We start from the raw sequence: 26,187 nt of genomic DNA, 5'->3' as shown, positions 1-26,187 counted from the left end.
TGAGCGTAGCGGAAGATATTCATCACTCACTATTCATAATTAATTTCCTATTTTTCATTTCTTGCAATATTCTCCAGCATCTTGGCACGATATTCGGGATGCGATTGCACCAGTTGCAACAGGGCATGAACACTACGATCAGTCTTTTCATAGAAAGTAGCATAAAGCTCTTGTAGCAGGGTAAAGTCTTCCATCGTATCGAGGGTGAAACGAAGATCGAAACGGCCCTCCAACTCGGCAGGCAAAGGAAGCAGACGCACCTTGAACTTTTCAGGATGTGTATAAAGATAGATGGTGACATGCTCGATGTGGAGTTTCTCTTGTGTGGAAACTGCCGCACGACGCAGAGCATTGATCGTTGTCAGCTCAGAATATAAACCCAAGTGAGATTTAATAGTAGGACGCCCGTCAGCAAAGCCATAGGCGATATAATCTGCCGGACAAAAAGCATGTTCGGCAAAGAAAGTATTGAAAGTTTCGGGACGCAGAAAAGGATTATCCGAACAAACACGGATAAAACGATCCACGCCGAAGACTTCGGCAGCACGGATAAAGCGATCAAGCACATTGTCCTCATCACCACGAAAACTGAGGATGCCTGCCTGATGGGCTACTTCGGCAAGTACATCATCCTGCGGACGGTTGGTTGTGGCAAGTATGATACACTTATCCGGACAAGCCTGTTTGATATTGGCTATCAGAATGTCGATAATGCGCTGTTCGCCATAGAAAGGGAGCAGTATCTTATTGTGCAACCGGGTGGAACCGGTACGTGCCTGAATAATTATTCCATCTTTCATATTTTCATCCGTTTAAAAGCATCGATATAAGAACCGGGGGTAACGTTGATTACTTCCTTACCCAATTTGCGGGCGTAGGCTTCGAGAATAAAGTAAGACTTAAAGGCTACATGCATGTGATAAAGAATCGTATAAAGTCGTGCGCTATTCAGATTCTCCTGCTTCACGGTGTCGGCCTGCGATTTGTTCTGGTCGTAGAAGTGCTTCTGGTGCATCAATACTACGTTATCATCTGTTACTGTGATTTCCGGCAACCAAGAGTGATCGGCACCTGCCAGATAAATCTTCCGGAATGGCAGACGCAACCCCATGGCAATAGAAGGTATCAGCACATTGTGCGGACGGGGAACACCCCATCCTTTACGGAAAATCCAGTTACAGAAACTCTGGAAGCCTTCAATGGGCGTTGTGTTATAAATATAGAGTTTGATATGAGGATTACCGGCCAATAAGGGTTGCCATTCTTTATCTTTCAGAGCACGGGCAGGAACAAAAAAATTCATGTCCCAGGTAGTTTTCTCGGCCATTGTCTTGAAAAGCTGCACGCGCTTCTCAGGAACAATCCAGAACAACGGATCGGCAATCAGATAAAGCTCAGGGCGGAGACGCTCGAACATAGGTGAGCTTACACAAAAGTTCACAGCCAGTAAAGTTTTTCCTTGTATGAAGTCCGCGGATTCTTCTACGGTACGGTTCAGCGAAGGACCGTTAGCCAATATCAGCAACTCATCCGGATTGCTGAAAGAAGACGGTAAACGTGTACCCCACTTGGACTGCAACAGAATCTTCACTATACTGAGAAAGCACTGCCAGAGCTGTTCCAACCATTTCAAACCCTTTTCTCCCATATTCATTGTCAAATGATAATAAAACTTCCTCTGCAAAGATAGATACTTTCGCCTTTATTGGCTAAAAAAACCGCGAATTTGTGGATATAAAGCGGTAAAAGCTGTACTTTTGCCAAAACATTCCGCAACATGAGAGTACTTATAATCAATACGTCCGAGAAAACAGGCGGAGCCGCCATTGCTGCCAGACGCCTGATGGAGTCGCTCTATACAGCGGGAACAGACGTGAAGATGCTCGTCCTCCATAAGGAAAGCCAATCGGAACAGGTGATCCCTGTAGGCAAAGACTGGCAAAAGAAATGCACTTTCCTTTGGGAAAGACTGGTTATCTGGACAAACAATCTCTTCAGCCGGAAAAACCTCTTTACCATATCCATAGCCAACACCGGCTTCAATGTAACCAAACTACCCGTATTCCGGGAAGCTGATATCATACACCTCCACTGGATAAACCAGGGAATGCTTTCACTGAGAAACATACGGGAAATCATCGAATCGGGTAAGCCCATTGTCTGGACATTGCACGACATGTGGGAATGTACAGCCATCTGCCACCATGCCCATACCTGCAGCCTGTTCAAAAATGAATGCGGAAACTGTCCCTTCCTACGTTTCCCAGGCAAAAACGACCTGGCACACCGGACATTCAAGAAGAAACAGAAACTGTTCAATGCCACCAATCGACTGAATATCGTTGCAGTTAGCAAATGGCTCTCCTCACAAGTACAGCAAAGCACTTTGCTCAAAGAGAAGCCGATATCCGTTATTCCCAACACGCTTTCACTTGCCGACTTCCGGATCATGGACAAGGAACTGTCCCGCAAAGAACTGTCCCTGCCCGACAAATATATCATTCTGTTCGGAGCCGCCCGTATCGACGATCCTATCAAAGGAGTGGAATACCTGATTCAGGCAATCCGGCTATTGATTGAAAAGAAAGAATTCCCGCAAGAGAAACTCCATCTGGCCTTATTCGGCAGAATCAAATACCCGGAGAAACTATTCAGCACCCTCCCCGTCAGCTACACCTACTTTGGACGAATAGGTGATACGGACAAACTCTCACAGCTGTACTCCGCTGCAGACGTCATCGTATCCGCATCTTTTTATGAAACATTCGGTCAGACATTAATCGAGGCACAGGCCTGCGGCTGTGTCCCCGTGTCTTTCGGCAATAGCGGACAGGCCGACATCATTCGTCACAAGGAGAATGGTTTCTTAGCCGATTACCTCTCCGCCGACAGTTTGGCGGAAGGTATCCGATGGGGAATAACCGAAGCCCGAGCCACCCTATCGGAAGAAAATATGCGAAACGAAGTTTCCGAAAAATATTCCGGTGAAGTCGTTGCCAAGCAATATCTCGACCTCTACCAGAACTTAATCAGAAGAAAGGTAACACAATGAGAATACTACTTATTAATACTACAGAGAAGATAGGCGGTCCGGCTGTAGCCGCCAGCCGCCTGATGGAAGCCCTGAAGAATAACGGCATCAAAGCCAAACTACTGGTGCGCGACAAACAAACCGAACAGATCACCGTAGTAGAATTGCCCCACAACCTGCGCATGGTATGGAAATTCGTATGGGAACGAATCGTTATCTGGAAGGCCAATCACTTCAATAAAAGACATCTCTTTGCTGTAGACATAGCCAATACCGGTACGGATATCACCGCTTTGCCGGAATTCCAACAAGCAGACGTCATACATCTTCACTGGATCAACCAGGGAATGCTTTCTTTAAAGAACATCGAAAAGATTCTTGCTTCGGGCAAGCCTGTAGTCTGGACCATGCACGATATGTGGCCATGCACCGGCATCTGCCACTACTCCGGCGGATGCATGCATTACGAAGAAGAGTGCCATCATTGCCCTTTTATCCATAACGGAAGCAGAAAGAAAGACCTCTCCCACCGTATATTTCTTAAAAAGCAGAAACTGTACGAAGGACGCCACATCAATTTCGTTGCCTGTAGTCATTGGCTGGAAGAACGAGCCAAGAAGAGTGCCCTTTTCAGCGGACACGTCATTACGAATATCCCTAATCCCATCAACACCAACCTCTACAAGCCTCATGATAAAAAGGCAGCACGGGAGAAGTGTATGCTTCCGCAAGACAGTAAACTGATTCTGTTCGGTTCGGTGAAGATTATGGATACCCGCAAGGGGGTAGATTACATGATTAAGGCGTGCAAGCTGCTGGCAGAGAAATATCCGGAGTTGAAAGAACAATTGGGTGTTGTGGTCTTCGGTAACCAGTCGCAACAAATACAGAACATGTTGCCTTTCAAGGTTTATCCGCTCGCCTTCGTCAGCAATGAGCATCAGTTGGTAGATATCTACAATTCCGTAGACCTCTTCGTCACCCCATCCCTGGAAGAAAATCTACCGAACATGATTATGGAAGCCATGTCCTGCGGCATACCTTGCGTAGGTTTCAACGTAGGCGGCATACCGGAAATGATAGACCACCTGCACAACGGCTATGTGGCGCAATATAAATCGGTTGAAGACTTCGCCAACGGCATCTACTGGATACTCACTGAACCGGAATACGCCACCCTCGCCGAACAAGCCTGCCGGAAAGCTGTTTCCAATTATTCGGAACGCGCCATTGCCAAGAGATATATTGACGTTTACAACAAAATAACCGGAAGACATGCATAATCGCCTTACGCCCAAGTTCAGCATCATCACCGTGACTTACAATGCCGAGGCCGTATTGGAAGACACGATACTAAGTGTGATCTCCCAAACCTACCACCACATAGAGTACATCATTATAGACGGTGCTTCCAAAGACCGAACCCTCTCCATTGCCGAAAGGTATCGTGACCGCATTACGCAGATCGTCAGCGAACCGGACAAGGGACTGTACGATGCCATGAACAAAGGCATCAACCTGGCAACCGGCGACTATCTCTGTTTCCTCAATGCCGGAGACAGTTTCCACGAAGATGACACTTTGCAGCAAATGGTACATACCCTAGGAATTGGTGAACTGCCGGACGTAATTTATGGTGAAACGGCTCTGGTTAATAAAGAGAGGCACTTCCTCCGTATGCGCCGCCTCTCCGCACCCGAAGTGCTGACATGGAAGAGTTTCAAGCAAGGGATGCTTGTTTGTCATCAGGCTTTCTTCGCTAAACAAAGTCTGGCCATACCCTACGATATGCAATACCGCTTCTCTGCCGACTTTGATTGGTGCATCCGCATCATGAAAAAAGCACGGACGTTGCACAACACGCACCTCACGCTTATCGATTATCTGGAAGAAGGCATGACCACGCAGAATCAGAAAGCCTCCCTACGGGAACGCTTCCGCATCATGGTGAAACATTACGGGCTGGTAAGTACCGTAGCACATCATGCATGGTTTGTATTGCGGATGATATTAAAGAAGTAAAACTCAAAGTAAGCCTCACACTTTCCACCTAATACAGTGCCAGAGTTGTGCCACAGCCTTGGCACAGTTTTGCCATCGCCTTGGCAAGACTATGCCATGTCTATGGCACAACTGTGCCAAAACGATGGCAAGATATGGCAAAAGTTTCAGTCTGTAGACAACACAAGGAGTTAGTGAAGAATCTCTGTCTTCAGTTCTTTCACTCCTTCCGAAGCTCCTTTCTGAATGACATGTATCTGCCTCATCGAGTGCGTATCCACCGGTTTCGGATCAATCAGATACACCTCTGCCGTCCGCGGTACATAATTCAGCAAACCTGCTGCCGGATACACATTCATCGAAGTACCTATGATTACAAAGATATCCGCCTTTTCCACATAGCCGATAGCCGTTTCTATCTCCGGTACAGCTTCACCAAACCAGACTATAAACGGGCGCAACTGAGAACCATCGCCAGCCTTGTCGCCCATCTTCACTTCATACTCTTCCGGTTTCAGCTCTCTTACATAACGGGGATTATAAGGATCACGGCTCGAACAAACCTTTGTCAACTCACCATGCAGATGAATGACGTGCGTACTTCCCGCACGCTCGTGCAGATTGTCCACATTCTGCGTAACTACCGTCACATTAAAGTCTTTCTCCAACTCGGCAAGCCCTGTATGTCCTGCATTCGGTTCCACATCAAGCAATTGTTTACGGCGTTCGTTATAGAAGTTAATCACCAACTCCGGATCACGTACATACCCTTCGGCACTGGCTACCTGTATCACCGGATATTTATCCCACAGTCCGCCTGCATCACGAAACGTACTAATGCCACTCTCGGCACTCATTCCGGCACCGGACAAAATCACTAAATTCTTCTTCATTGCCATATCTCCTTTCTATTTATCGCAGTTTCTTTCCTACAAAAATACAGAAGATTGCCGAAGTTGGCACAGATATAAGAAAATTTAAATCCTAAAAGCATAAATCATTCAAATAAAACCCTTACTTTTGCAACTTGTAATTTTGCAACTGATTGAAAGATACATCACTTTCAGTCGCAACCCAAAAGATATATGGATAAATTCAGTTACGCTATCGGCCTTGGAATAGGTCAAAATTTATTAAGCATGGGTGCAAAAGGCATCGAAGTAGATGACTTTGCACAAGCTATCAAAGACGTATTAGAAGGAAACAAAACCGCTATATCGCATGCAGAAGCCCGCGATATAGTGAACAAATACTTCGCCGAACTGGAAGAGAAAATGAATGCCGCCAGCATAGAACAAGGCAAACAATTCCTGGAAGAAAACAAGCAGCGTCCGGGGGTTGTTACCCTGCCAAGCGGTTTGCAGTACGAAGTCATCAACGAAGGCAACGTAGGCAAATATGCAAAAGCTACCGACCAGGTGAAATGTCACTACGAAGGTACACTGGTTGACGGAACTCTGTTCGACAGTTCTATCAAACGCGGACAACCTGCCGTGTTCGGTGTAAACCAGGTAATCCCCGGTTGGGTAGAAGCTTTGCAACTCATGCCCGAAGGCGCCAAATGGAAACTCTACATTCCTTCCGACCTGGCATACGGTGCACAAGGTGCAGGCGAAATGATACCGCCTCACAGCACACTGATCTTCGAAGTAGAATTACTTGAAATATTATCCCAAAAATAAAAAATAAACAGTAAAAGCAAAATGAAAAAAGTAACATTGATCATGGCTCTTGCAGTAGGCGCAGGTTTAGCTTCCTGTACTGCACAAAGTCCGAAAGCAAATCTGAAAACAGAAGTTGACTCATTGTCTTATGCCATCGGTATGGCTCGTACAGAAGGCTTAACTCAGTATCTGATGCAACAAGGTGTTGATACTACTCAGATGGCTGAATTCATCAAAGGTTTCAACGAAGGCGCTGCTAAGACCAGCGAAAAAGACCTCGCTTATATGACTGGTATGCAAATCGGTCAAATGGTAGGCAAACAATGGGTAGAAGGTTTCAACCAACAAATCTTCGGTAGCGACTCTACTCAGACTATCAGCCGCGAAAACATGCTGGCAGGTTTCATTGCAGGTATCACAGGTAAGACTGGCGTTATGACTAAAGAAGCTGCAACAACTTACATGCGCGAAGGTATGGAAAGCATCAAAGAGAAAGCTTTGGCAGTTAAGTATGCTGATAACAAAGCTGAAGGTGAAAAATTCCTCGCTGACAACAAAGGTAAAGAAGGTGTTGTAACTACTCCGAGCGGTCTGCAATACAAAATCATCACCAAAGGTACAGGTGAGATTCCTGCTGACACCAGCAAAGTGAAAGTAAACTACAAGGGTACTTTAATTGACGGTACTGAGTTCGACAGCTCTTACAAACGCAACGAGCCTGCAACTTTCCGTGCTAATCAAGTTATCAAAGGTTGGACAGAAGCCCTCACTATGATGCCTGTAGGTTCTAAGTGGGAACTTTATATCCCTCAGGACCTGGCTTATGGTGGCAGAGAAACCGGCGGTCAGATCAAACCGTTCTCTACTCTGATATTCGAAGTAGAGCTCGTTGGTATCGAAAAATAAATATCAGCTGAAGATTTCTTCTTCACCTGCATAAACTTAGCGGACAAAACGGATGTAAACAAAAACATCTGCTTCGTCCGCTTCTTTTTTACTCTTTCCCTATTTTTTCCTCCATTTTTATAGAGAAATTAAAATAAAGTCCTATATTTGCTTACTATTTGATAAAAACAAGAACTTACATAAATTGATATTATGGAAAAAATAGACAATCTTGACCGGCAGATTCTGGAAATCATCTCTCAGAATGCCCGCATTCCTTTCAAAGATGTAGCTGCTGAGTGTGGCGTATCACGTGCTGCCATTCATCAACGTGTACAACGTTTGATTGATTTAGGCGTTATTGTCGGCTCCGGTTATCATGTGAATCCTAAATCTCTGGGATACAGAACCTGCACGTATGTAGGTATCAAGCTTGAGAAAGGTTCCATGTATAAATCAGTGGTTGCCGAAATGGAAAAGATACCGGAAATCGTGGAATGCCACTTCACCACAGGCCCTTATACAATGCTGACAAAGGTTTATGCACGCGATAATGAACACCTGATGGACTTGCTGAATAACAAAATGCAGGAAATTCCGGGCGTAACCGCTACTGAAACATTGATTTCACTGGAGCAAAGCATCAAAAAGGAAATTCCCATTTGCCCGGAGAAATAACAGATAGTTTATGGAATTCTTAAACGAATATCATCTTTCGGGACTGTTCATCGGCATTTGTACTTTTCTTATCATCGGGTTGTTTCACCCTGTGGTAGTAAAGGCCGAGTACTATTGGGGTACCAAGTGCTGGTGGATTTTTCTTGTACTGGGCATCGGAGGTGTCGCTGCTTCACTTTGTGTAGAAAATATCCTGATTGCTTCCCTCTTAGGTGTATTTGCTTTTTCCTCGTTCTGGACGATCAAAGAAGTCTTTGAACAGGAAGACCGCGTAAAGAAAGGATGGTTCCCCAAGAACCCCAAACGTACGTATAAGTTCTAAAAACAAAGCAGCAAACAGTATATTTTACCCGAAAGGTTTGCATATTTCAACTGAATATACTATTTTTGTGCCCGCTATCCGATGAGGATAACACCGGACTTGTAGCTCAGTTGGTTAGNNTCAAGCCCAGGCTGGTCCACAAAGAAAATAAGCGTTAATTGCATGAAATCAAGCAGTTAGCGCTTTTCTTTTTGTTTGCTTATGATGACTGCCCACTACCGAAATCGGCTGTAATATAGGTCTGAAACGCTATTTGTTGACTAATTAAATAGTGTATAACATACTGATTATCAAAGCGAAAATTAAGAAGCAAGAACAAAAGTTAGATGGTACTTACAACGTAAAGCTAAGATTCACGCTTGACAGAAAAATGAGACGGCTGGCAACAAGTCTATTCCATCCCCCCAGAAATATTTTTATGCCATATACTGAAATTTTATCCGTACATTCTATTTACATTATACAGAGTTGGTTACCATTGCACCACGAAAGATTAAATCAATGGAACAATTACAAGTAATTTAAAGCAAAATATATAAAATCAGAGGTCAGAAAGTAATGCTTGACTTCGACCATGCAGAAATGTACCAAGTAGAAACTCGTGTACTTAAAGTCAAGCGTAACATAGAACGCTTTCCTAAAGGCTTCATGTTTCAACTTACATTAGAGGAATGGGACTCTATCTCATCACAATTTGTGATGAGATAGCGAATGAAACGACCTAAATCCGCTATGCCACTGGCTTTTACGGAGCATGGAGTTTAATGCTTTCAGTGTATTAAGAAGCGATATTGCCATTCAGACAAGTGTTCTGATGGTACGTGCTTTTGTTGCCATGCGACAACTGATTACAGCAGTTCCACAGATAGACAGAGTAGAGCAATTAGAACAGCAAATGAAAGAGTTGAAAGACTACATAGAAGAAGTGTTCGCCGATTACAACGATATTAATGACGATACGCGGATGCAAAATGAATGTTTCAGTAAGCCTTAGGTTTACTCTTAACAGACGAATGAAAAGATTATCTACAAGTCTGTTTGCAACCTCTAAAGACTTAACTAAGGACTTAAGAATCAAACAATCATCTCCCTTGAAACAAGAAGTAAACTACCTCATACAATGCTATCAAAACAAGTGTAACAAACCCCAAATTAAATTGAGCAACTACATGGCAATGTGATGGACTTTCTGGAGAACTTCAAAGCATTCTTGAATAAAGAGTGTGAAGCACGAATCATGAAATTAATACGACAGGGTAAGCATGTTCTTCCTTTTAATCGCTTCCCATCTCTTAACTTGGTAAGTATTAAGAAACTATTCAAAGAAACATAGAAGATGTACAACACAACTCTCTGTTTGTGAATTAATAGGAACATATTCTAATGATATAAAAAGGGCATCCAATTTTATCAGATGCCCTTTTTATACCTATTGAAAATAAGAAACTGTTATTCCAGATACAATGGCTCCACCTCCGTCACATTATCATGGAACCACTCATCGAGTTTAGCTTCCACTTTATCTTTAATCTGGGGAGTGATATATTTCTTTACCTTCTTATAAGCATAGACAGCAGCAAAACCTTTACCTACCATAAAGAGTTGTCCCAGAACATCCTCTATACTGGTAGGGAAGACAATGGCTACCAAAGCAAGCATTATATTGGTGCGCTCACTATCGGGAGTCGTATCAGCAGTCATTACATAATAGACTGTAAACACAGGACGACCTGTAGCACGGCCTGCTTTCTTTATATACTCTTCTACTTTTGTACGGATATCATCCATAGATAAATTTACTTTCATAGCTCTTCTGTTTTTTATTTATCTATTAGACGCAGAAAGAGAATCACAGGTTGCAAAAAAACATATCTTTTTTCATTAATGATACCCTAAAAGTCTATTTTTTAACTTTTAAAGCCTGGTATAGCTGCACTACTTCCTGTAATTCTTTCACCTTCTCTGGATATTCCAGATGAAGATTATTAGTCTCTCCAATATCCCGTTTTAAATTAAACAACTCAGGCACATCACCTTCCTTAAACTTACTATTTCCCGTTTTAGGCAAATAAACCCAATCTCCTTTACGTATTCCATGCACCTCACCACCTTTTACATAGACATACTCATCACGCAACCGCAAAGAAGGATTTTCCAAGAATGATGATATATCCACTCCATCAATCTCCTGCCTGAACGACCTGCAACCGGCATAATGCATTATTGTTGGGAATAGGTCAATACTGGCAATTATCGCATCACTGGTTACTCCTGCCGGGATAGTACCCTTCCAACGCAGAATACAAGGTACACGCACCCCGCCTTCATAATACGAGAATTTACCGCCACGTAACGGATCGGCAGAACCGCTATCTTCTTTATAGCCTAACCACGGTCCATTATCAGATGCAAAAATAACCAACGTATTTTCCGCCAATCCTTGTTGATCCAGATAGTCGAGAAAGCGTCCGACATTCCAATCTATTTCTTCCACAACATCTCCATAAAGCCCACGTTTACTCTTGCCTCTGAACTGCTCGGATGCAAATAAAGGAATATGGGGCATCGAAGGAGTAATGTAAACAAAGAAAGGTTTCTCTTTATTCTGCCCAACAAACTCAATCGCTTTATCAAAATAACGACGGGTAGTAGTAGACTGATCACAAGGATATTCTATGATTTCATCTCCTTCAAACAAAGGAGATACACTATTGAGTCTCTTTTTTATCGTCGCTCTGTTGGGAGCATTTCTCACAAAGTCCTGATCCGCTTTAGCTTCAGACAGAGTATACCCTTCTCTAAACACAGCATTAGAAGCAAATTTTTGAGAAGGACCGATATACATATCGTTACTATAAGGAATACCGAAATATTTATCAAACCCCTGATCTGTGGGTAGATGACCTTTCAAGTCACCCAGATGCCATTTACCGAAACAACCTGTTGCATAACCTTGTTCTTTCAATGCTTCTGCCAAGGTTATCTCTTCGGAAGGCATACCTTCGGATTCCGGGAAGAATACTCCTTTCACTCCATTCCGGGTATTCAGTCGTCCGGTTAAAAGACCCGCACGTGAGGCACTGGAGACAGAAGCAGATACATAGAAGTCTGTCAGTTTTAGTCCTTCCCTTGCCATCCCGTCTATTGCCGGGGTTTGTATCAATGGCGATCCATAGCAACCAAGGTCCTGATATCCCTGATCATCGGTAAAGATGATAACAACATTAGGCTTGTGCTGAGCTTGCATAAGCCCAGCACAAGTCAACATAGGAAGAAGAACCAAAGTCCTACTCCGAAATAACATTACCTTCCGTAATTCCACTGTCATTATAGGTATCCACACGATAATAATACTTCACACCTTTAGTGAGAATATGTAGCAAAAGTTCAGTGGTTTCATTTCCCTTCACCTGAATACATTGATTCAGAAAGTCGGGTTGATAACCAAAGCGAACCAAATAACCGTCGGCACCGGATGCTTTATTCCAGGCAATCGAGGCGTATCTTCCATCTTCCTGGTTTCTTTTCACAGAAAGTTCTTTCACCTGTCCGGGCTTATCCGAATAACCGGAACCGAATACCCGCAAATCCAACAGTGCAAATTTACCTTCTTTGGGAGTATGTACATTCTCCACCTTCATATAAGAAGCTTCTACAGGTTTGGAGAGTTCCAGATATTCATGAGGAACCGCTGTTTTGTTTCCGGACTTATCAGCAAGCAGCTTCCAGGTATGCCCATCGTTCGAAGTATATAGTTTGTAGGCATGATAGTCTGTCTCTTTGGGAGCCTCCGGATTTATATCCTGTTCGGCAAAGTTGATCTGAACAGAGTTAATCTGCACTTTCTTACCAAAGTTCATTACGAAATGCTCACCTGCATTACCGCTTTCTGCCGACCACCACGTCCTGACATTCTCATCCGCTGCTTTCTCCGGTTCAAAACCCGGAAGCGAAGAAGAAGCCATACAAGCTTTATTGAAAGACTGGAGCATCCAGCCAAAAGCAGAGATATCCTGCGGCTCAAACTTCTTCTGAGGTAATAGCATCGGATAATCACCCAATACGGTATGAGTTCTCATCCGCCCTTTCGCATCAAATGATACTGGGAACAATCCGATTCTTCTTTCAAATTCATCGTGGTTACCAATCCACATGGAAGTTGCCTGCCACCAGTTACCATACTTATCTTTGAATACACAACTATGGCCTGCCCCACCAATAAAACCACCGACCTTCAACGAAACAGGATTGTAAGGCTGTTCAACAAAACCTCCATTCGCACTGTCACTCTCCATAACAATATCGCAATACCAGTTACAAATGGTTCCCGGTGTGGCATATTGCAGGTAATACTTATCATTGTTCTTCACAATCCAGGCACCCTCAGGGCAAGGTATCTTCTCGAACTTACCCATCCAGGCAGAAGCGTCGATTTCATCATACAGTTCTCTGCGCCCGAAGTGATAACCGGAAGTGCACTCTTTAACGTCCGTGATATATTCACGGAGCACCTTCTTCGTACCTTCTATTTCCTCAAAAGTCTCAGGATTCACTTCAAAGAAAGTAGTAGATTGTTCTGCACCCAACCCATAATAGAAATAAAAGCGCTCATCATCAATGAACAGACAGGGATCGGCCATACGCCGTACCTCACCGCATTTTTCCCATTTTCCATTTTCCGGGTCAGCAGAGCGAATCACGTCTACTTTCTTTTTGGAACGGTCGCGGGTAAAGTTTATAAAATAGACATAATTATCATCCGCAGCTACAGCAGGTGCCACATAATGGTCAATATCAAGGGCAGATGCATGTATCTCCGGACTAAAATAGACATCCTTCCATGTAATCAAGTCGTCGGATACACGATAACCGCCGATATCCATTGTAGTAAAGAGATAATATTTGTCTTTGAACAATACGATTACCGGATCGGCAGCCGTACGGGCTTTCTTCTCTCTCTTTTGGAAACATCCCCAACCGTAATCCAAATTCATCGGATTACAAAACGTTGTCTGCTGTTCCGTTACCTGTTTGTTCTCCGCACAGGAGAAGAGAAAAAAAGACACCAATAAAAGGGATAATTTATTTTTCATGCCAATACTGAGATTAATAGAGTTTCCGGCTTATTTCTCTGCCGGAAGCTGTTCTGTTATTTTTTTAATTTCCTTCATCAATAAACCGTGCAAGCGTTCTTTCTCTGCTACATAAACCGGATCAGCAACTTTATCGGACATTTCGCCAGGATCAGCCAGAATATCCATCAAAGACGCTTCCTTATCTCCACGCGTAAAGGCTGTATACTTATAACGTCCGTCATTAATCTGATAGCCTGAACTAGACTCTACGATAATATATTCACGGTCAATCTTATCCGTTTGCCCGGTCAGAACCGGTTTCAGTGACTTACCGGACAAGTTCTCCGGTACGGGGATTCCTGTCAGGTCGCATAACGTAGGTACCAGATCAATTCCGCTAGTCAGGCTTTTTGAGTCTACAACTCCTTTCTTCACTCCCGGACCGGAAATAATAAGCGGTGTACGGGTAGCTTCTTCAAGCAAGCGACTTTTAAAAACAAGGCCATGAGACTGTCCCATTTCTCCATGATCTGAAGTAAAGACAACGATCGTATGATCTGCCAGACCGGAGTTTTCCAACGCAGCCAGGATACGTCCGATCTGTTGTTCCACATCTTCTACAAGCCGACAATACATCCAGCGATAGAAATCCCACTGCTCTTCTGTCCAGTCACGGGAACCGGAACCGATTGCTTTCATTTCGGCATACGTCCCGTTGGGTTCCACATTGGCAGGTACGGGAGGTATCTGTGCACGATATTCTTCATCACTTAGTGTTTTACGCAAATCTATATACTTCTGCGTAGCAGCTATCTGATGAGGGCGCAGCTCATCGGGAAATCTCGGATCAAAACCTGCCCCATAACAAATATCATGAGGATTCATGAAAGAGAGATATAGGAAAAAAGGTTCATCCTGAGCCGGATTATAGCCAGCAAGAAAGTTCTCGGCAAAATCGGCAGGACCCTCGTAATAATCCGTACCATTCTGGGTAAAACCATACTCCTCCATGTGAGTCCTTCCACAATAAAAGCCCGGATAACCGGAATAGACTGTCTGATAGCCGGCATTACGGAAAAGATTTCCAACCGAACTTTCACGGGCAACCGGCAAGACTCTTAAAGTATCCGGCTTAGTAGAGTTATTTGTATAACCTATTTCGCCGGCATAACGTCCTGTTGCCATTGCAAAACGTGACGGCATCGATACCGGATTTGCACAATAATTATGTTCAAACCGGACACCGTTCTCAGCCAAACGATCTAATGAAGGAGTACTGACATAGCGATTGCCTGCACAACTCAGCATATCATACCTCTGCTGGTCGGTCATGATGAAAAGGACATTCAGCTTCTTTTCTTCAGCTTTCTGCACACAAGAGGAAGCAAACAATGAAATGCCACATCCATACAACACGACACTTGCGAATTTCTTCATAAGCAATTCTTCTTAGAATTCATCCTTATTTCTTCAAGGCCTTGTCCACATTCAGATCGACGCCTGCCCATCCCTTCTTGCAAGTCCAGTCTGCTGCAGGCGAAGCCCAAAACTCATCTGATTCCGGCAAACCGAGGGCTACAAACACAGCAGAGCACAAGTAGAGGCTACCTGTTGAAATATAACTCTCTCCAATATGAGGCTGATAGCCGGCAAAGCCCACCCGCAGCCATCCTTCGGGGTTGAATGTTCCGGGAGCTTGTGTCTGCCGATTGATAATTGCTGTCAGTGCACATCTCACTTGTGCAGGTTTCACTCTTTCCGGAAGCAATTTCCGGTAAGCAACGTCGGACAAGGCATGGAAAGCCCCGAAACGGTAAGCTAATGAACGACCCACTATCGGAAAAGTCCCTTCGGGAGAAATCATTCTTTCCTGTTGCTCTGCATAGCGGGCATAACGTTCGAGTTCAAGTTCGTAAGGTATGGCACCTTCTATCTGGTGTTTCTTCATCACACCCAGCACTTCCGCCATCATCGGGTGGATAACGAAACTGTTGTAATAGTCCAGATGGAATTCGGCCCCGTCACCGTACCAGCCATCTCCCTTATACCACTGTTCAAAGCGGTCACAGGCATATTTCACCCGGTCATACTCCCACTCGCCGGTAAATTCCTTTAAGGCAGCCTCCACCATTGCCGAGAAAAACAGCCAATTGGTTTCGGAAGGTTTTATCACTCTTGATGATTTGAGTTCCTTGATTACCCGTTCCTGAGTGGTCTTATCCAGTTTATCCCACAGTTGTGTACGGGCTCTCAGTAATCCATGAGCCAGGAAAGCGGCATCCACCAAGGGTTGACGTCCGTTATTGAAGTTCAGGTAGTCGGGCGATTCCGGATCAACTCCATTGGTAATCGACTTTAACGCCAGATCGATGTACCGGGCACGCAGTTTACCTTCTATCGTATTGTCGGGCCCCAGTTCCAGCCAAGCCGAAATACCTGTAATCAGTCTGCCTAAAGCTTCCAGATGTGTCACTTCTCTTCTTTTCTGCATATCAGCGGCGATAGATTCAACCGGCATATTTTTACGAAGTTCACCTTTCGCCATATTTGTCAGCAACGGATAGGAGATACGATGGAGTGAACTCAACCAGGCAGAACGATCCGGATTTTCAGAGAAAGCCGTAATCGTCTCAACTACCGGACGCCCTTCCAACAAATTCTTATAGCGAAGCAAAGCCTCTACAAAATAATAATCGGCATACGTCAATGGAGCATCTATCTCATACTGCTTTGCCATGAAACCAGTGCAATGCTTGATGATAAAATGATTGTTATCGCCTACTTTCCTGGCACGATAGGCCGGAGAAGCCAACGACTTTATTTGCTGTTCACCTATTGCAAGGAATTGCTTGCACAGTTCGCCTTCTACATAAGTACTCAGCTCCACATAAGCCGAAGCCATAATGGCACCGGCCGAAGCATCTCTATCAGCTTTCGGAATGTCGGGAGCATCAAAGTCCCAGTAAGGGATTTTATCTTTAGGCAAACGCGGGTGATTCATAATGTACTTACCGATTTTAATAGCATGGTCCAGATACTCTTTCTTACCCGTTTGTCGGTACATCATAGTAAATCCATATAATCCCCATGCCTGACCACGCGACCAAGCAGATTGATCACCCACGCCCTGGTGTGTCACTTGGTTCAGCACCTTTCCTGTAATCGTATCATAACTAACCACGTGGAATGAACTGCCATCCGGACGGAAATGATTGATCATTGTACGGTCGGCATGAGACTTTGCTTTATTATAGTAAGAATTATCTCCCGTCATGGATGAGGCTACCGTAAAAAGTTCCAGATTCATCATGTTATCGATGATTACGGAGAACTGCCATTTCTTGCTGTTCCACGAGCGAGTGCAACCCGTCACCGGATGGAAGCGGGTGGATAAGGATTTGGCCGCAGTCTCTATCACTTCCCTGTAAGCTTCATTACGGGTAAGGCGGTAGCCATTGCCGAAACTGCAATTGATGATAAAGCCAACATCGTGATTGCTGGTCGTATACTTCTGCTTTTCTACACGCGAAGTCATTTCTTCGGCGGCTGCCCTCACCTGCGGATCATTGCTATACTCATAACAATACCATAACGTACCGGGATAGAAACCACTTGTCCACCAACCGGAATCGCAGGTAATCATCTCTCCATCCTTCGCCGTTCTGGGCAATATGCCTTTCTGGTCTTTCATCTCACCGAACATGGACATTGACTGTCTGACAGAGAAGTCGAGCGCATCCTCAACAACCTTTTTCATACCTTTTGTCACTGCCGATGCCGAAGAGGCGAATCCTGCCAACAGAACCAAACCTATAACTAAAACTTTCTTTCCGTTTCTCATCATCATCCTTTTAAAGGTTTATACTTATTATCTTATTTCTTATAATATCAGAATTTCCTATTTGTCTTTACAAAAAGAGAGGGAAACAGGCTTTTGCCTTACAACGCATTTTATCCGGAAACCCCAAACAGACTGTCAATGCCTCTTGGGCTTGAATATAAATGCGGAATATTGCATAATATACGCCCGTTATACATATTCTATGTACAGGAACTCTATATTCTGCAGATTGCATCTATAGTTCTGACGTATCAGATATATAGTTCCAACGCGTCAGATATATAGTTCCTGCACATTAGGTATATAGTTTCTGTACCAAAGAAGCATACATTCTGCAAAAGCCTTATAGTCAAAGAGCCCGAACAAGCTATTTCCCGTTTTTTAGAGTTGTACGTATTTATATATCCAACTCATAATCTGACAAATATAGATTTTCATTCGCGAATTTGCAAGCCTCCTCTCCCCGGGCTGCAAAGCAGAGACTCCCGGGGCTTTAGAAATGCAAAATGTCAATCTGATAAATCTGTTTATTTATCAAAATACTCAATAAGGTTGTAAACATTGTAATTCACTTCCTTCATGAACTTACTCAGATAGGGGTACATCTCGTAATAGTTGTCATACACCCCTTTATTAGCGGGCTTACTGCTATTATCCGTACCATCATCATCCTGATACTTGAACCAATGCCAGCCGACACAATTCTTGGCTTCCAACAAACCCAAAGTGAAATGCTGGTATGCGTACGCCCTGTCATTCTGAGTGGGAACAGAGAATCCGGCACCCGACTGGTTGTTCAGGTCAGAATCTTCCACACCCTTTGTATAAAACTCAGTAACCATAAAGGGAGCATCCGCCCAATCTTCGCCCCACTGCTTCACATAGGTAGTCAACTCCGGACTCCAACGGCTATAGTAATTGATAGAGATGATATCACAATACTTGCCCGCAGCAGCCACCACATGTTGCAGATATTTCGGTGTTCCATGCAGACGGGTTCCCAGATACATCATTCCCGGATCAATCTCCTTGATGGCTTCCTTAACTCCCTTGTAATAGAGTTCGGCCAACCTGCCGGCAAACTCACTATTCAGGTTATCGGTCACACTTGTTGCATTTTTCTCTTCCATAAACTTCTTAGCTTCCAGATAAGCGATATCCGTCCGGTCTGTCAGTTTCAGAAAACGGTCCAGAATTCTTGAATTCTGTGAAGAGAAATTTATCTCATTGTCCGAAAAGAATCCCAATACATTTGCATCATTCAAATAAGACGCCATAGCCGAACGGATATAAGATTTACAGAAGTCCGCCCAATCACTGTACAACACAAGCCCCAATTCATTATCAGAAGTATTTCCTGGATAGGCATGCCCATTCTGCGATCTAAACTGGCTGAGGAAGCCAAACGAAGGTGCAAGAGTCATAGGTGCATTGGGATTACTTTGATTATGCGCCTGAATTTTACTATATGTATTGGTACAAAAAGCACCGGTGCCATGAAAGCCGATAGAGGCCAGTTCTGCCTGCGTCTTCGATAACCACATATTATCATTGCCAAAACGCTTGTTCCAAGCTTCCTTATTACGCGAAGAAGAACCATACCTGAGGGAAGTCACACTTCTTTCATAGTGAGGATATCCCTCGGGATCGATAATCCACCAACGACCGTTGACTTTCTTCACATAAAAGCGTCCTGTGGCTTGTTGCTTGGCACCTGTGGTAAGGCTACCATATTTATTGGTGATAGCCTTGTAGTCACTCTCTGTTTTTATGCTTGGCTTATACTCGCCCATATAAGCCACGATGCGGGTATTTGCTTCAGTCCAACTGGTAACCGGTGGAAACTGGCTCGAATATTTCACTTTGATCGGACGATACGGTTTACCCAGAAGTGAAGGACTGTAAGCCTGCATTTCTCCGGGAGTCGGCAACCCCTCTATAATTTCATCGTCGTCACCTTCGTCCAGAACAATGTCCGGCGGCATGAAGTTAGGATCTTTCACTTCATAGTCTACACATGAAGTCAACATAAACAGACACGCAAAGGATGCCGTTATATAAAATGATTTTATTTTCATGATATTTGCCTTTAAAGATTTTATTTGGAAACACTTCTCACACAACGAACATAACGCGCACTTCCGGTCTTGGCGTTATTAGTACTGACATATTTACCAAAACGTATATAACAAGCTTTCTTACCGTCGGTAGTCTCCGTACTTGCCCAATAACTGTCACCGTTTTCCGTATCCCCCATTGTATTCAGGAGAATGCCGCCATGATCGGTGAAGGCCTTATCGAATGCAGCACGTGCAGCCTGTTCTTCCGCCGGAAGCTGACCGGGAAGCAAACTTGAACTATGATTTCCGTTGTAGGCATCATACAAGGCTATCAGCTCGTCTCTTGCTGGCCAATACCAACCTTCTCCTCTCTCCTTGCAATATTGTATAGCCGGAATATCCGCTGCATGTTCACTCTGCGCTATAGTCTGCGTATTGGCATATCCATTTTCACCGTCCGTTACCCCAAAACCTTCTGCAAAACCGTTCGTCCACTTCAGGCTCTCTCGTTTCAAAGATACGATCTTGGCTTTGGAAGGATCTGCCGGATCCACCCAGAACACAATACCGCCTTCAGCAAGTTCCGTATCCCCATCTTTCGTCACATACTCGCCTATCTTGAAAGGTTCCACAGCTATAGCTTTCTGCTGGCTTACGGTAATGGTAGCCGTAGCCTGGCCTTCACCGGAACCGGCTACGACGGTCACAGTCGCCGTACGCGAACCATCCGTGGTATTCTCCGACAAAGCGGTGAATGTAATCTTGTTTTCTGCCTTGCTTACGGAAAGCCATGTGGAGCCATCACCTTCAATGGTTACCGTATATGAACTCTTATTCGTAGTTACGGTAGACTCTGCCGTGGCACCGGCTTCACTGGTCAGTCCAACCTGGGTAGGGGTAACGGTCAGTGTCGCAGGTTCTTCGGGGAACTTATAGTTACCTATCACTTTCATGGCACGTACGAAGCGGCTTGTACCTGTCTTGGCACCAAAGTCAAATCCATACTTACCGAAGCGGACGTATCTTGCTTTCTGCCCATCTTCACTTTCCGTACTTGCCCAGTAGCTTTCACCATTACCCGTATCAGCCGCTGCATTTATAACAGCTCCACCCAAATCGGTCAGGTACTGGTCGAACATGGCACGGGCCGCTTTTTCCGTATCGCTGATATTGGCAGGCACTGCATTGGTGAATGCCGGATCTTCATGCCCGATACCATTGTATGCGTCAAACAAATCGAGCAATTCATTGGATGCCGGTAAATACCAACCCTCTCCCAATGCTGTACACAAGGCGGCAGCATCATTAGGACCTGCATTTACAAACAGGGCTGTATTCGCTGGACCGTCTACTGCTGACAGAGCACCATGTGGCATGATAGATGCTTCATACGGATTGCCGCCCCAACGTTCCAGTGAGATAGCCTTTCCGGATTCCGGATCAGACGGGTCAACCCAGAATATCATACCAAGTCCGTCTTCTGTCACTTGTCCCACTTTCAATGCCTTCTCTTCCGAAGCATCTTTATCTGATTGAGTCACTATTACGTCTACAGAGAACTCTCCGGAAACCAGCTTCACGACAGTCGAACGCGGTTCACCTGTTTCATTGGCAGCCGTAGCTTTATAAATGGCACGTTTCGGATTCACATCTACCGAGAGCCAGTCTGCCGTATACTCGGCGGTAACCTCACCCTCCGTCGTATAAATAAGAGCCGTTACAGAAGAACCTTCATTCTTCGATATGTTTATAGTGGTTTGGTCATAATTAAATTCCGGCATGATACGCACTTCCCCACGCTCTTTACATGAAATCAGTATCATACTCAAAATCAATGAAACCAGAGTTAGTTTTTTCATATTATGATTCTGTTTTTAATTTATAATTTAAAGTCAACTCTCCTATTTCCACGGATCGCTCTGCGGGAAGTTTTCTGCTCCCATCAGGTCTATCTGCTTCTGTGGTATAGGCCATATTTCGTGTTTGCCTTTCACGAAGTAATCACGACACAAGGCATAATCGGTATCCAGATACGGGTCTTCCGACTTCAAGTCGCCCGAGTGTTCACGAGCCCGGTCGTAGAGAAGTCCAAGACGTTTCAGCAATGGCCAGCGTACTCCTTCGAAGTGCAGTTCACGGGCATATTCATCCAGAATCATATCAAGGGTAAGCGGACCGTTCTCACGGGCATTGCCTGCCCTGCTCCACGTCTTGTTATAGTATTCGATGGCTTCGGAACTCGAACCGCCGTCGCGATGGAAGTAAGCCTCACAACACATCAGGTAGGTCTCTGCCAAACGGTAAACGATCAGGTCTTTGAAACTGGAAGTCCTGTCAGGCTGTGTAGCATTGGTCCATTGGTCAAAATGCTTCTTTGACATCGGATGCAGTTTCTCCAAATATCCGGCGGAACTGCCATACAAATCGGCTGGTATCTCTTTGCCATAATTGGCATTAGTGGGATCATTGTAATAGAACTTGTGGATAAAGAGCTTTTCATAGCGGGTATCCTTTTCCTTATCATACAGACCGAATAAGTAAGTATTCGGATAAACACGTCCCCAACCGTAACCACCCTGGGCTGCTTCAAAGGTACATCCGGCATTAGACTGATAGCGGGTAGTGGTAATAATGGCAAGACGGTGTCCCATCAATGGAGTACCGCTTCCGCCACCTCCCAGGTTCTCTGAGAATTGGTAGGACCACAGCACTTCGGAGTTACGCAGGTCCGCCCCGCTGAAAACATCTTCCGTCTTCGGCATCATGGAGTACATCGTGCCATCCCTGAAGATATCCTCACACTCTTTTATTGCTTTATCATAGTCCTTTTCCCACATGGCTACCTGCGCTCTCACATGTTTGGCAACCGCCTTAGTGATACGGCCATAGTCCTTATTCGGAATGTCCCAGGCAAGAGTGGCTATTGCATCTTCCAGGTCACCTTTAATCTGAGTGAATATTTCTTCCGTAGATGCCGGTTTATAGTCACGCACCAGATTATCTACCGTAGTAGGAAGTGTATTCAGATAGAGACGTTCAAAACGTTTCCATAGCTCAAAGTATGCATGCCCGCGGAAGAACTTAGCCTCAGCCCATGCTTTATGGACAACTTCGTCATCAAGCCCCAAGTTCTCGGCGCTTACAATGATTTCATTGGCTTTACCAATAATGGAATAATGGTGTGTCCAGAATGATTCGACATCGCTATTGTTAGGCAACAGCGTATTGAGACGGGCAATAGCTGCACTGGTTCCGGCACGGAATACCATGATGTCCGTATTATAGTCGCACATATTTACAACGTACAGGTTACCTCCATCTCCATTGGCTATCTGTCTCTCCATATTGTATAATCCTATCACGGCGCGGCTCAGACCATCGGGAGTACTTATCAGATAGTTGTAAGTGATGTCTGTCTTCGATTCAGGATTAAGAAAGTCTTCACAGGAAGGCAACGTCGCAATTGCTGCAATTGCTAAAGCTGCTATATATAATCTTTTCTTCATTTTTTCGGTCTTTAATAATTAGAATGACAAATTTACTCCAAACACAAACTGTCTTGACTCAGGATATGCACCGGGAGTCAACTCCGGGCTATACGACAGGAAGTCTGTGAACGTAAGAAGATTCGTAGCGGTTGCATATACTCTTAACTTTTGAAGCTGGATTTTCTTAATCCAGGCGGTGGGGAATGTATATCCCAGTTGCAAAGTACGCAAACGGATGTAAGAGGCATCTTGTATGGCCAAGGCACTCTGATACGTCACATTCGAATTATGGGTAGGACGTGGGAAGTCATTTGAAGGATTAAACGGAGTCCAGTAATTCACCTTCACACCGTTCAATTTTCCCTGTAATGAACCACCACTGTTTGCATCCGACAGATAGGCATTCTGAATCTTGCGTCCGGATACTCCATACCAATCCATAAAGAAGTCGAAGCCTTTCCATTTAAGACTTGTGTTCAATGACAGGGTAAAGTCCGGGTCTTTGGAGATGGGTGTACGGTCGTCTGCCGTAATCTTCCCGTCACCATTCAGGTCTTTCACTTTCACAGAACCCGGCGCCACTGCATCCTGACGTACCAGAACTTTGTCGGGTATACCGTCTCCATCCGTATCAATGGTTGGTTTTAAGGTATATGTCAGTTTGCCATAAGCATCACGGGTAATATCAAAATCAGTGTATTGATAAATACCGTCCGGTTCATAATTGTAATATACATTGATAGGTTTACCTACAAACCAGTTATTTCCAGGCTGGCTCAACGGTTTTCCATTCTCATCCACCTGATCGTCAATCTTAACGATCTCATTGGAGTATTGACTAAAGTTAGCTCCCAGGCTCCATGTGAAATCTTTCGTACGAATCACGTCACCGCTAACACTGATATCAATACCGCTCGACTTCGTTTCTCCCAGATTATCAAGCATCTTTTCGTAACCTAAGGCTGAATTCAATCCACGATAAACAAGCAAATCGGTAGTCCGGGTTTTATAATACTCAATGGTACCCGACAGTCTGTTTCGGAACAAACCAAAGTCCAAGCCCATGTTGACGGTTCTGGATTGTTCCCACTTCAGGTTAGGATTGGTAAGTTCTGCTCCGGGAAGATAACCCATATAGGAATTATCACCAAACTCATATCTGAGTTTGTCAGTCAGACCAAGAGTTGTATAATTACCGATACCGTTCTGATTACCTACAATACCATAACTCAAGCGTAGTTTCAGATTATCGATCCAGGTTGCATTTTGAAGGAACTTCTCCTGGTTCACACGCCATGCAAGGGCAACAGACGGGAATGTACCCCATTTGTTATTTTTTCCGAAACGACTGGAACCGTCTCTTCTGACTGCAACATTCATAATATATCTATCCATCAGGATATAAGAAGCACGTCCCATGAAAGAAACCAGGTTATTCTCGGTAAAGGAGCGTATAGGAGAACCTGTAAACTGTCCGTTTGCTATGAAGTTCCAATCCATATCCACCGGTAATTGGTCGGTAGCATAGCCCAACTGCTTTGTCTGCTTATGGTCAACAGACTGTACTGCGGTAATCGTCAGTTTATGCTTCTGGTCTTTAATAGGGACATTGTATGTAAAGATGTTCTCAATCAGATAACTTCTGTCTTCCCTGTCAGTCAGTTTAGCCGTAGCTCCACCACCCGGATAATTCACTCCTTTTGCTTCGCCATCTTCCTGTTCTCTGTTATAGAACGATGTATTCAGGCGGTAATTGAACCCTTTGAAAGGCTTCAACTCCAGAAAGACATTCAAACGGTAACTATTGGTGGAAATCTCACGCTTATAGTTTTCCGCTCTATAGAACGGGTTGACATCATTATTAGAATTAATATAGCGTGAATAGCTACCATCTTCATTATAAATCTGTGCAATCGGAGTACGGGTGATAAACTCGCTGAAACTACCATCTTCACGATCGGATTTGGTAAGAGCATAAGACGAGTTTACACCAAGGCTAATCCACTTATTAATGTTATAATCCACATTCAGGCGAAAAGCCGCCTTCTGATAACCAGAACCTGTAGTTACCATTCCGTCCTGATCGAAGTAATTGACACCGGCAGCCATCCGTATCTTATCATTTCCGCCACGCAATGTTACGTCATGATTGTGATAGAGTGCATTCTTCAACATCTCTTTCTCCCAATCTATAAATTGTCCGCTTGCCCACACTTGCTGCATGACATCATCTCCCAAGGCTTCAGCGATGGATATTTCGCGTGCATCAATCACACCTTTATCATTGGCTTTTGCTTCACGCCGTAACATTACATATTCTTCGGGTGAGTAGAAATCAAAGTTGCGCCATAAAGACTGTATACCTACATATCCGTTGTAACTTACCTCCATCTTACCCTGGCTACCACGTTTCGTTGTCACCAAGATAACACCATCGCTGGCACGGGCACCGTAGATAGCCTGCGAAGCGGCATCTTTCAGAATCTCGATGGACTCGATGTTCTCCGCACTCAGCGTACTGAATTCTTCACTGTCTGAGATAGAACCATCGATAACATACAAAGGAGTATTGGATGCACTGATAGAACGGTTACCACGAACCGTAATATTAGGATTGGAACCCGGCCTTCCCGACGAACTTGTTACATTAACACCGGCCACGCGTCCACGAAGCATATCAGCTACGTTTCCTGCCGGGTAACTTTTCAGTTCATCCGTCTTAACCGAAGCGACAGAAGTAGCGACATCACTTTTCCGCTGATAGCCATAGCCCACGACTACAACTTCTTCCAGTTGTTTGGTGTCCTCTACCATGACTACATTAATAACACCTTTATTACCTACCTTATGCTCCTGGTTCAGATAACCGATATACGAAAACACAAGTGTAGAATTCGAAGGTACCTCAAGAGAATATTTACCGTTTATATCGGTAATCACACCAGTTGCAGAATCTTTCACGCGAACATTCACGCCAATCAACGGACCTTGCGTATCAGACACAACACCTGTTACCCGCACGTTCTGCGCATGTACATCGGCCATAATCAATAGAAATACAACCGATAAGATTAGTTTAAAACAACAGTTTTTCATTTAATACATTAGATTTATATATTACTAAATAAAGGAACAAGACAAA

General features: G+C 44.3%; 21 protein-coding genes. 9 read left to right on the top strand and 12 right to left on the bottom strand.

The genetic code is table 11. The annotated features are described in order from the left end of the window. Positions 1 to 47 precede the first annotated feature (47 nt). Positions 48 to 800 (bottom strand): cytidylyltransferase domain-containing protein, encoded by a 753-nt coding sequence (locus BWI44_RS10585; protein WP_007661705.1) that lies wholly within the window; start codon positions 798 to 800, stop codon positions 48 to 50. Continuing rightward, on the bottom strand, positions 797 to 1,648 hold the full coding sequence (locus BWI44_RS10580; protein ID WP_044532069.1) for a hypothetical protein: 852 nt from the start codon (positions 1,646 to 1,648) through the stop codon (positions 797 to 799). The genes BWI44_RS10585 and BWI44_RS10580 overlap by 4 nt, the downstream gene beginning before the upstream one ends. Positions 1,649 to 1,777: 129 nt before the next feature. Between BWI44_RS10580 and BWI44_RS10575 the strand changes: the two genes are divergently transcribed. Genes BWI44_RS10575 through BWI44_RS10565 form a run of 3 tightly spaced genes read left to right on the top strand, consistent with a single transcriptional unit; the run spans position 1,778 to position 5,053 of the window. Further along, complete coding sequence (locus BWI44_RS10575; RefSeq protein ID WP_286813277.1) at positions 1,778 to 3,052, top strand: glycosyltransferase; 1,275 nt, start codon at positions 1,778 to 1,780, stop codon at positions 3,050 to 3,052. Further along, positions 3,049 to 4,314, top strand: a complete 1,266-nt coding sequence (locus tag BWI44_RS10570; RefSeq protein WP_007661696.1) for a glycosyltransferase family 4 protein — start codon at positions 3,049 to 3,051, stop codon at positions 4,312 to 4,314. The genes BWI44_RS10575 and BWI44_RS10570 overlap by 4 nt, the downstream gene beginning before the upstream one ends. After that, a complete protein-coding gene (locus BWI44_RS10565; protein ID WP_195209560.1) occupies positions 4,307 to 5,053 on the top strand; it encodes a glycosyltransferase family 2 protein in 747 nt (248 codons plus the stop codon). The genes BWI44_RS10570 and BWI44_RS10565 overlap by 8 nt, the downstream gene beginning before the upstream one ends. Before the next feature lie 170 nt (positions 5,054 to 5,223). On the opposite strand, the gene BWI44_RS10560 is transcribed toward BWI44_RS10565, so the two are convergent. Further along, positions 5,224 to 5,925 (bottom strand): SIR2 family NAD-dependent protein deacylase, encoded by a 702-nt coding sequence (locus BWI44_RS10560; RefSeq protein ID WP_286813268.1) that lies wholly within the window; start codon positions 5,923 to 5,925, stop codon positions 5,224 to 5,226. A 192-nt stretch (positions 5,926 to 6,117) separates the two neighbouring features. On the opposite strand from BWI44_RS10560, the gene bamJ (BWI44_RS10555) reads away from it, so the two are divergent. The 6 genes from bamJ (BWI44_RS10555) to BWI44_RS22370 all read left to right on the top strand — a co-directional run bounded on the left by bamJ (BWI44_RS10555) (position 6,118) and on the right by BWI44_RS22370 (position 9,575). After that, positions 6,118 to 6,714, top strand: a complete 597-nt coding sequence (gene bamJ, locus BWI44_RS10555) for a BamJ family beta-barrel-assembly machinery protein (protein ID WP_007661691.1) — start codon at positions 6,118 to 6,120, stop codon at positions 6,712 to 6,714. 21 nt (positions 6,715 to 6,735) lie between these two features. Then, the gene (gene bamJ / locus BWI44_RS10550) at positions 6,736 to 7,602 is read left to right on the top strand and encodes a BamJ family beta-barrel-assembly machinery protein (protein WP_007661689.1); all 867 of its coding nucleotides are present in this window, start codon (positions 6,736 to 6,738) and stop codon (positions 7,600 to 7,602) included. A 192-nt stretch (positions 7,603 to 7,794) separates the two neighbouring features. Continuing rightward, on the top strand, positions 7,795 to 8,259 hold the full coding sequence (locus BWI44_RS10545) for an Lrp/AsnC family transcriptional regulator (protein ID WP_007211685.1): 465 nt from the start codon (positions 7,795 to 7,797) through the stop codon (positions 8,257 to 8,259). 10 nt (positions 8,260 to 8,269) lie between these two features. Continuing rightward, positions 8,270 to 8,581, top strand: coding sequence for a DUF4491 family protein (locus BWI44_RS10540; protein ID WP_007661686.1), 312 nt, complete (start codon positions 8,270 to 8,272; stop codon positions 8,579 to 8,581). A 558-nt stretch (positions 8,582 to 9,139) separates the two neighbouring features. After that, on the top strand, positions 9,140 to 9,289 hold the full coding sequence (locus tag BWI44_RS22375) for an ORF6N domain-containing protein (protein WP_390392789.1): 150 nt from the start codon (positions 9,140 to 9,142) through the stop codon (positions 9,287 to 9,289). A gap of 46 nt (positions 9,290 to 9,335) precedes the next feature. Continuing rightward, positions 9,336 to 9,575, top strand: a complete 240-nt coding sequence (locus BWI44_RS22370) for a hypothetical protein (RefSeq protein WP_374937247.1) — start codon at positions 9,336 to 9,338, stop codon at positions 9,573 to 9,575. Between the two features lie 455 nt (positions 9,576 to 10,030). Here BWI44_RS22370 and BWI44_RS10530 read toward each other — a convergent pair whose 3' ends face one another. From BWI44_RS10530 to BWI44_RS10490, 9 genes are all read right to left on the bottom strand, one after another. Next, the gene (locus tag BWI44_RS10530) at positions 10,031 to 10,387 is read right to left on the bottom strand and encodes a hypothetical protein (protein WP_195209561.1); all 357 of its coding nucleotides are present in this window, start codon (positions 10,385 to 10,387) and stop codon (positions 10,031 to 10,033) included. Positions 10,388 to 10,481: 94 nt separating this feature from the next. Continuing rightward, positions 10,482 to 11,849, bottom strand: coding sequence for a sulfatase family protein (locus BWI44_RS10525; protein ID WP_212746784.1), 1,368 nt, complete (start codon positions 11,847 to 11,849; stop codon positions 10,482 to 10,484). Positions 11,850 to 11,868: 19 nt separating this feature from the next. Further along, positions 11,869 to 13,674 carry a family 43 glycosylhydrolase gene (locus tag BWI44_RS10520; protein WP_195209562.1) on the bottom strand — a complete coding sequence of 602 codons (1,806 nt, stop codon included), beginning with the start codon at positions 13,672 to 13,674 and terminating at the stop codon, positions 11,869 to 11,871. Between the two features lie 30 nt (positions 13,675 to 13,704). Next, on the bottom strand, positions 13,705 to 15,093 hold the full coding sequence (locus BWI44_RS10515) for a sulfatase family protein (RefSeq protein ID WP_118216333.1): 1,389 nt from the start codon (positions 15,091 to 15,093) through the stop codon (positions 13,705 to 13,707). Positions 15,094 to 15,118: 25 nt separating this feature from the next. Continuing rightward, positions 15,119 to 17,503 (bottom strand): DUF2264 domain-containing protein, encoded by a 2,385-nt coding sequence (locus BWI44_RS10510; RefSeq protein WP_195209563.1) that lies wholly within the window; start codon positions 17,501 to 17,503, stop codon positions 15,119 to 15,121. A gap of 521 nt (positions 17,504 to 18,024) precedes the next feature. Further along, the gene (locus BWI44_RS10505) at positions 18,025 to 19,575 is read right to left on the bottom strand and encodes a hypothetical protein (RefSeq protein WP_195209564.1); all 1,551 of its coding nucleotides are present in this window, start codon (positions 19,573 to 19,575) and stop codon (positions 18,025 to 18,027) included. A gap of 20 nt (positions 19,576 to 19,595) precedes the next feature. After that, positions 19,596 to 21,416, bottom strand: coding sequence for a BACON domain-containing protein (locus BWI44_RS10500; protein WP_195209565.1), 1,821 nt, complete (start codon positions 21,414 to 21,416; stop codon positions 19,596 to 19,598). Between the two features lie 42 nt (positions 21,417 to 21,458). Beyond that, positions 21,459 to 23,063 (bottom strand): RagB/SusD family nutrient uptake outer membrane protein, encoded by a 1,605-nt coding sequence (locus BWI44_RS10495; RefSeq protein ID WP_044532415.1) that lies wholly within the window; start codon positions 23,061 to 23,063, stop codon positions 21,459 to 21,461. 18 nt (positions 23,064 to 23,081) lie between these two features. After that, positions 23,082 to 26,141 (bottom strand): SusC/RagA family TonB-linked outer membrane protein, encoded by a 3,060-nt coding sequence (locus BWI44_RS10490; protein WP_195209566.1) that lies wholly within the window; start codon positions 26,139 to 26,141, stop codon positions 23,082 to 23,084. Positions 26,142 to 26,187: the final 46 nt, after the last annotated feature.

This window comes from Bacteroides sp. Phil13 (genome assembly GCF_001940965.1).
In the GTDB taxonomy this organism is placed as follows: domain Bacteria; phylum Bacteroidota; class Bacteroidia; order Bacteroidales; family Bacteroidaceae; genus Bacteroides; species Bacteroides intestinalis.
This window is presented reverse-complemented; position numbering and strand designations above follow the sequence as displayed.

What these genes read in the sequence shown, in the direction of transcription:
- BWI44_RS10495 (WP_044532415.1), bottom strand. Translation starts at nt 23,063, where the DNA reads ATGAAGAAAAGATTATATATAGCAGCTTTAGCAATTGCAGCAATTGCG.
- bamJ (WP_007661689.1), top strand. Translation starts at nt 6,736, where the DNA reads ATGAAAAAAGTAACATTGATCATGGCTCTTGCAGTAGGCGCAGGTTTA.
- BWI44_RS10515 (WP_118216333.1), bottom strand. Translation starts at nt 15,093, where the DNA reads ATGAAGAAATTCGCAAGTGTCGTGTTGTATGGATGTGGCATTTCATTG.
- BWI44_RS22370 (WP_374937247.1), top strand. Translation starts at nt 9,336, where the DNA reads ATGGAGTTTAATGCTTTCAGTGTATTAAGAAGCGATATTGCCATTCAG.
- BWI44_RS10545 (WP_007211685.1), top strand. Translation starts at nt 7,795, where the DNA reads ATGGAAAAAATAGACAATCTTGACCGGCAGATTCTGGAAATCATCTCT.
- BWI44_RS10530 (WP_195209561.1), bottom strand. Translation starts at nt 10,387, where the DNA reads ATGAAAGTAAATTTATCTATGGATGATATCCGTACAAAAGTAGAAGAG.
- BWI44_RS10565 (WP_195209560.1), top strand. Translation starts at nt 4,307, where the DNA reads ATGCATAATCGCCTTACGCCCAAGTTCAGCATCATCACCGTGACTTAC.
- BWI44_RS10540 (WP_007661686.1), top strand. Translation starts at nt 8,270, where the DNA reads ATGGAATTCTTAAACGAATATCATCTTTCGGGACTGTTCATCGGCATT.
- BWI44_RS10500 (WP_195209565.1), bottom strand. Translation starts at nt 21,416, where the DNA reads ATGAAAAAACTAACTCTGGTTTCATTGATTTTGAGTATGATACTGATT.
- BWI44_RS10575 (WP_286813277.1), top strand. Translation starts at nt 1,778, where the DNA reads ATGAGAGTACTTATAATCAATACGTCCGAGAAAACAGGCGGAGCCGCC.
- BWI44_RS10510 (WP_195209563.1), bottom strand. Translation starts at nt 17,503, where the DNA reads ATGATGATGAGAAACGGAAAGAAAGTTTTAGTTATAGGTTTGGTTCTG.
- BWI44_RS10570 (WP_007661696.1), top strand. Translation starts at nt 3,049, where the DNA reads ATGAGAATACTACTTATTAATACTACAGAGAAGATAGGCGGTCCGGCT.
- BWI44_RS10560 (WP_286813268.1), bottom strand. Translation starts at nt 5,925, where the DNA reads ATGAAGAAGAATTTAGTGATTTTGTCCGGTGCCGGAATGAGTGCCGAG.
- bamJ (WP_007661691.1), top strand. Translation starts at nt 6,118, where the DNA reads ATGGATAAATTCAGTTACGCTATCGGCCTTGGAATAGGTCAAAATTTA.
- BWI44_RS22375 (WP_390392789.1), top strand. Translation starts at nt 9,140, where the DNA reads ATGCTTGACTTCGACCATGCAGAAATGTACCAAGTAGAAACTCGTGTA.
- BWI44_RS10520 (WP_195209562.1), bottom strand. Translation starts at nt 13,674, where the DNA reads ATGAAAAATAAATTATCCCTTTTATTGGTGTCTTTTTTTCTCTTCTCC.
- BWI44_RS10525 (WP_212746784.1), bottom strand. Translation starts at nt 11,849, where the DNA reads ATGTTGACTTGTGCTGGGCTTATGCAAGCTCAGCACAAGCCTAATGTT.
- BWI44_RS10505 (WP_195209564.1), bottom strand. Translation starts at nt 19,575, where the DNA reads ATGAAAATAAAATCATTTTATATAACGGCATCCTTTGCGTGTCTGTTT.
- BWI44_RS10580 (WP_044532069.1), bottom strand. Translation starts at nt 1,648, where the DNA reads ATGGGAGAAAAGGGTTTGAAATGGTTGGAACAGCTCTGGCAGTGCTTT.
- BWI44_RS10490 (WP_195209566.1), bottom strand. Translation starts at nt 26,141, where the DNA reads ATGAAAAACTGTTGTTTTAAACTAATCTTATCGGTTGTATTTCTATTG.
- BWI44_RS10585 (WP_007661705.1), bottom strand. Translation starts at nt 800, where the DNA reads ATGAAAGATGGAATAATTATTCAGGCACGTACCGGTTCCACCCGGTTG.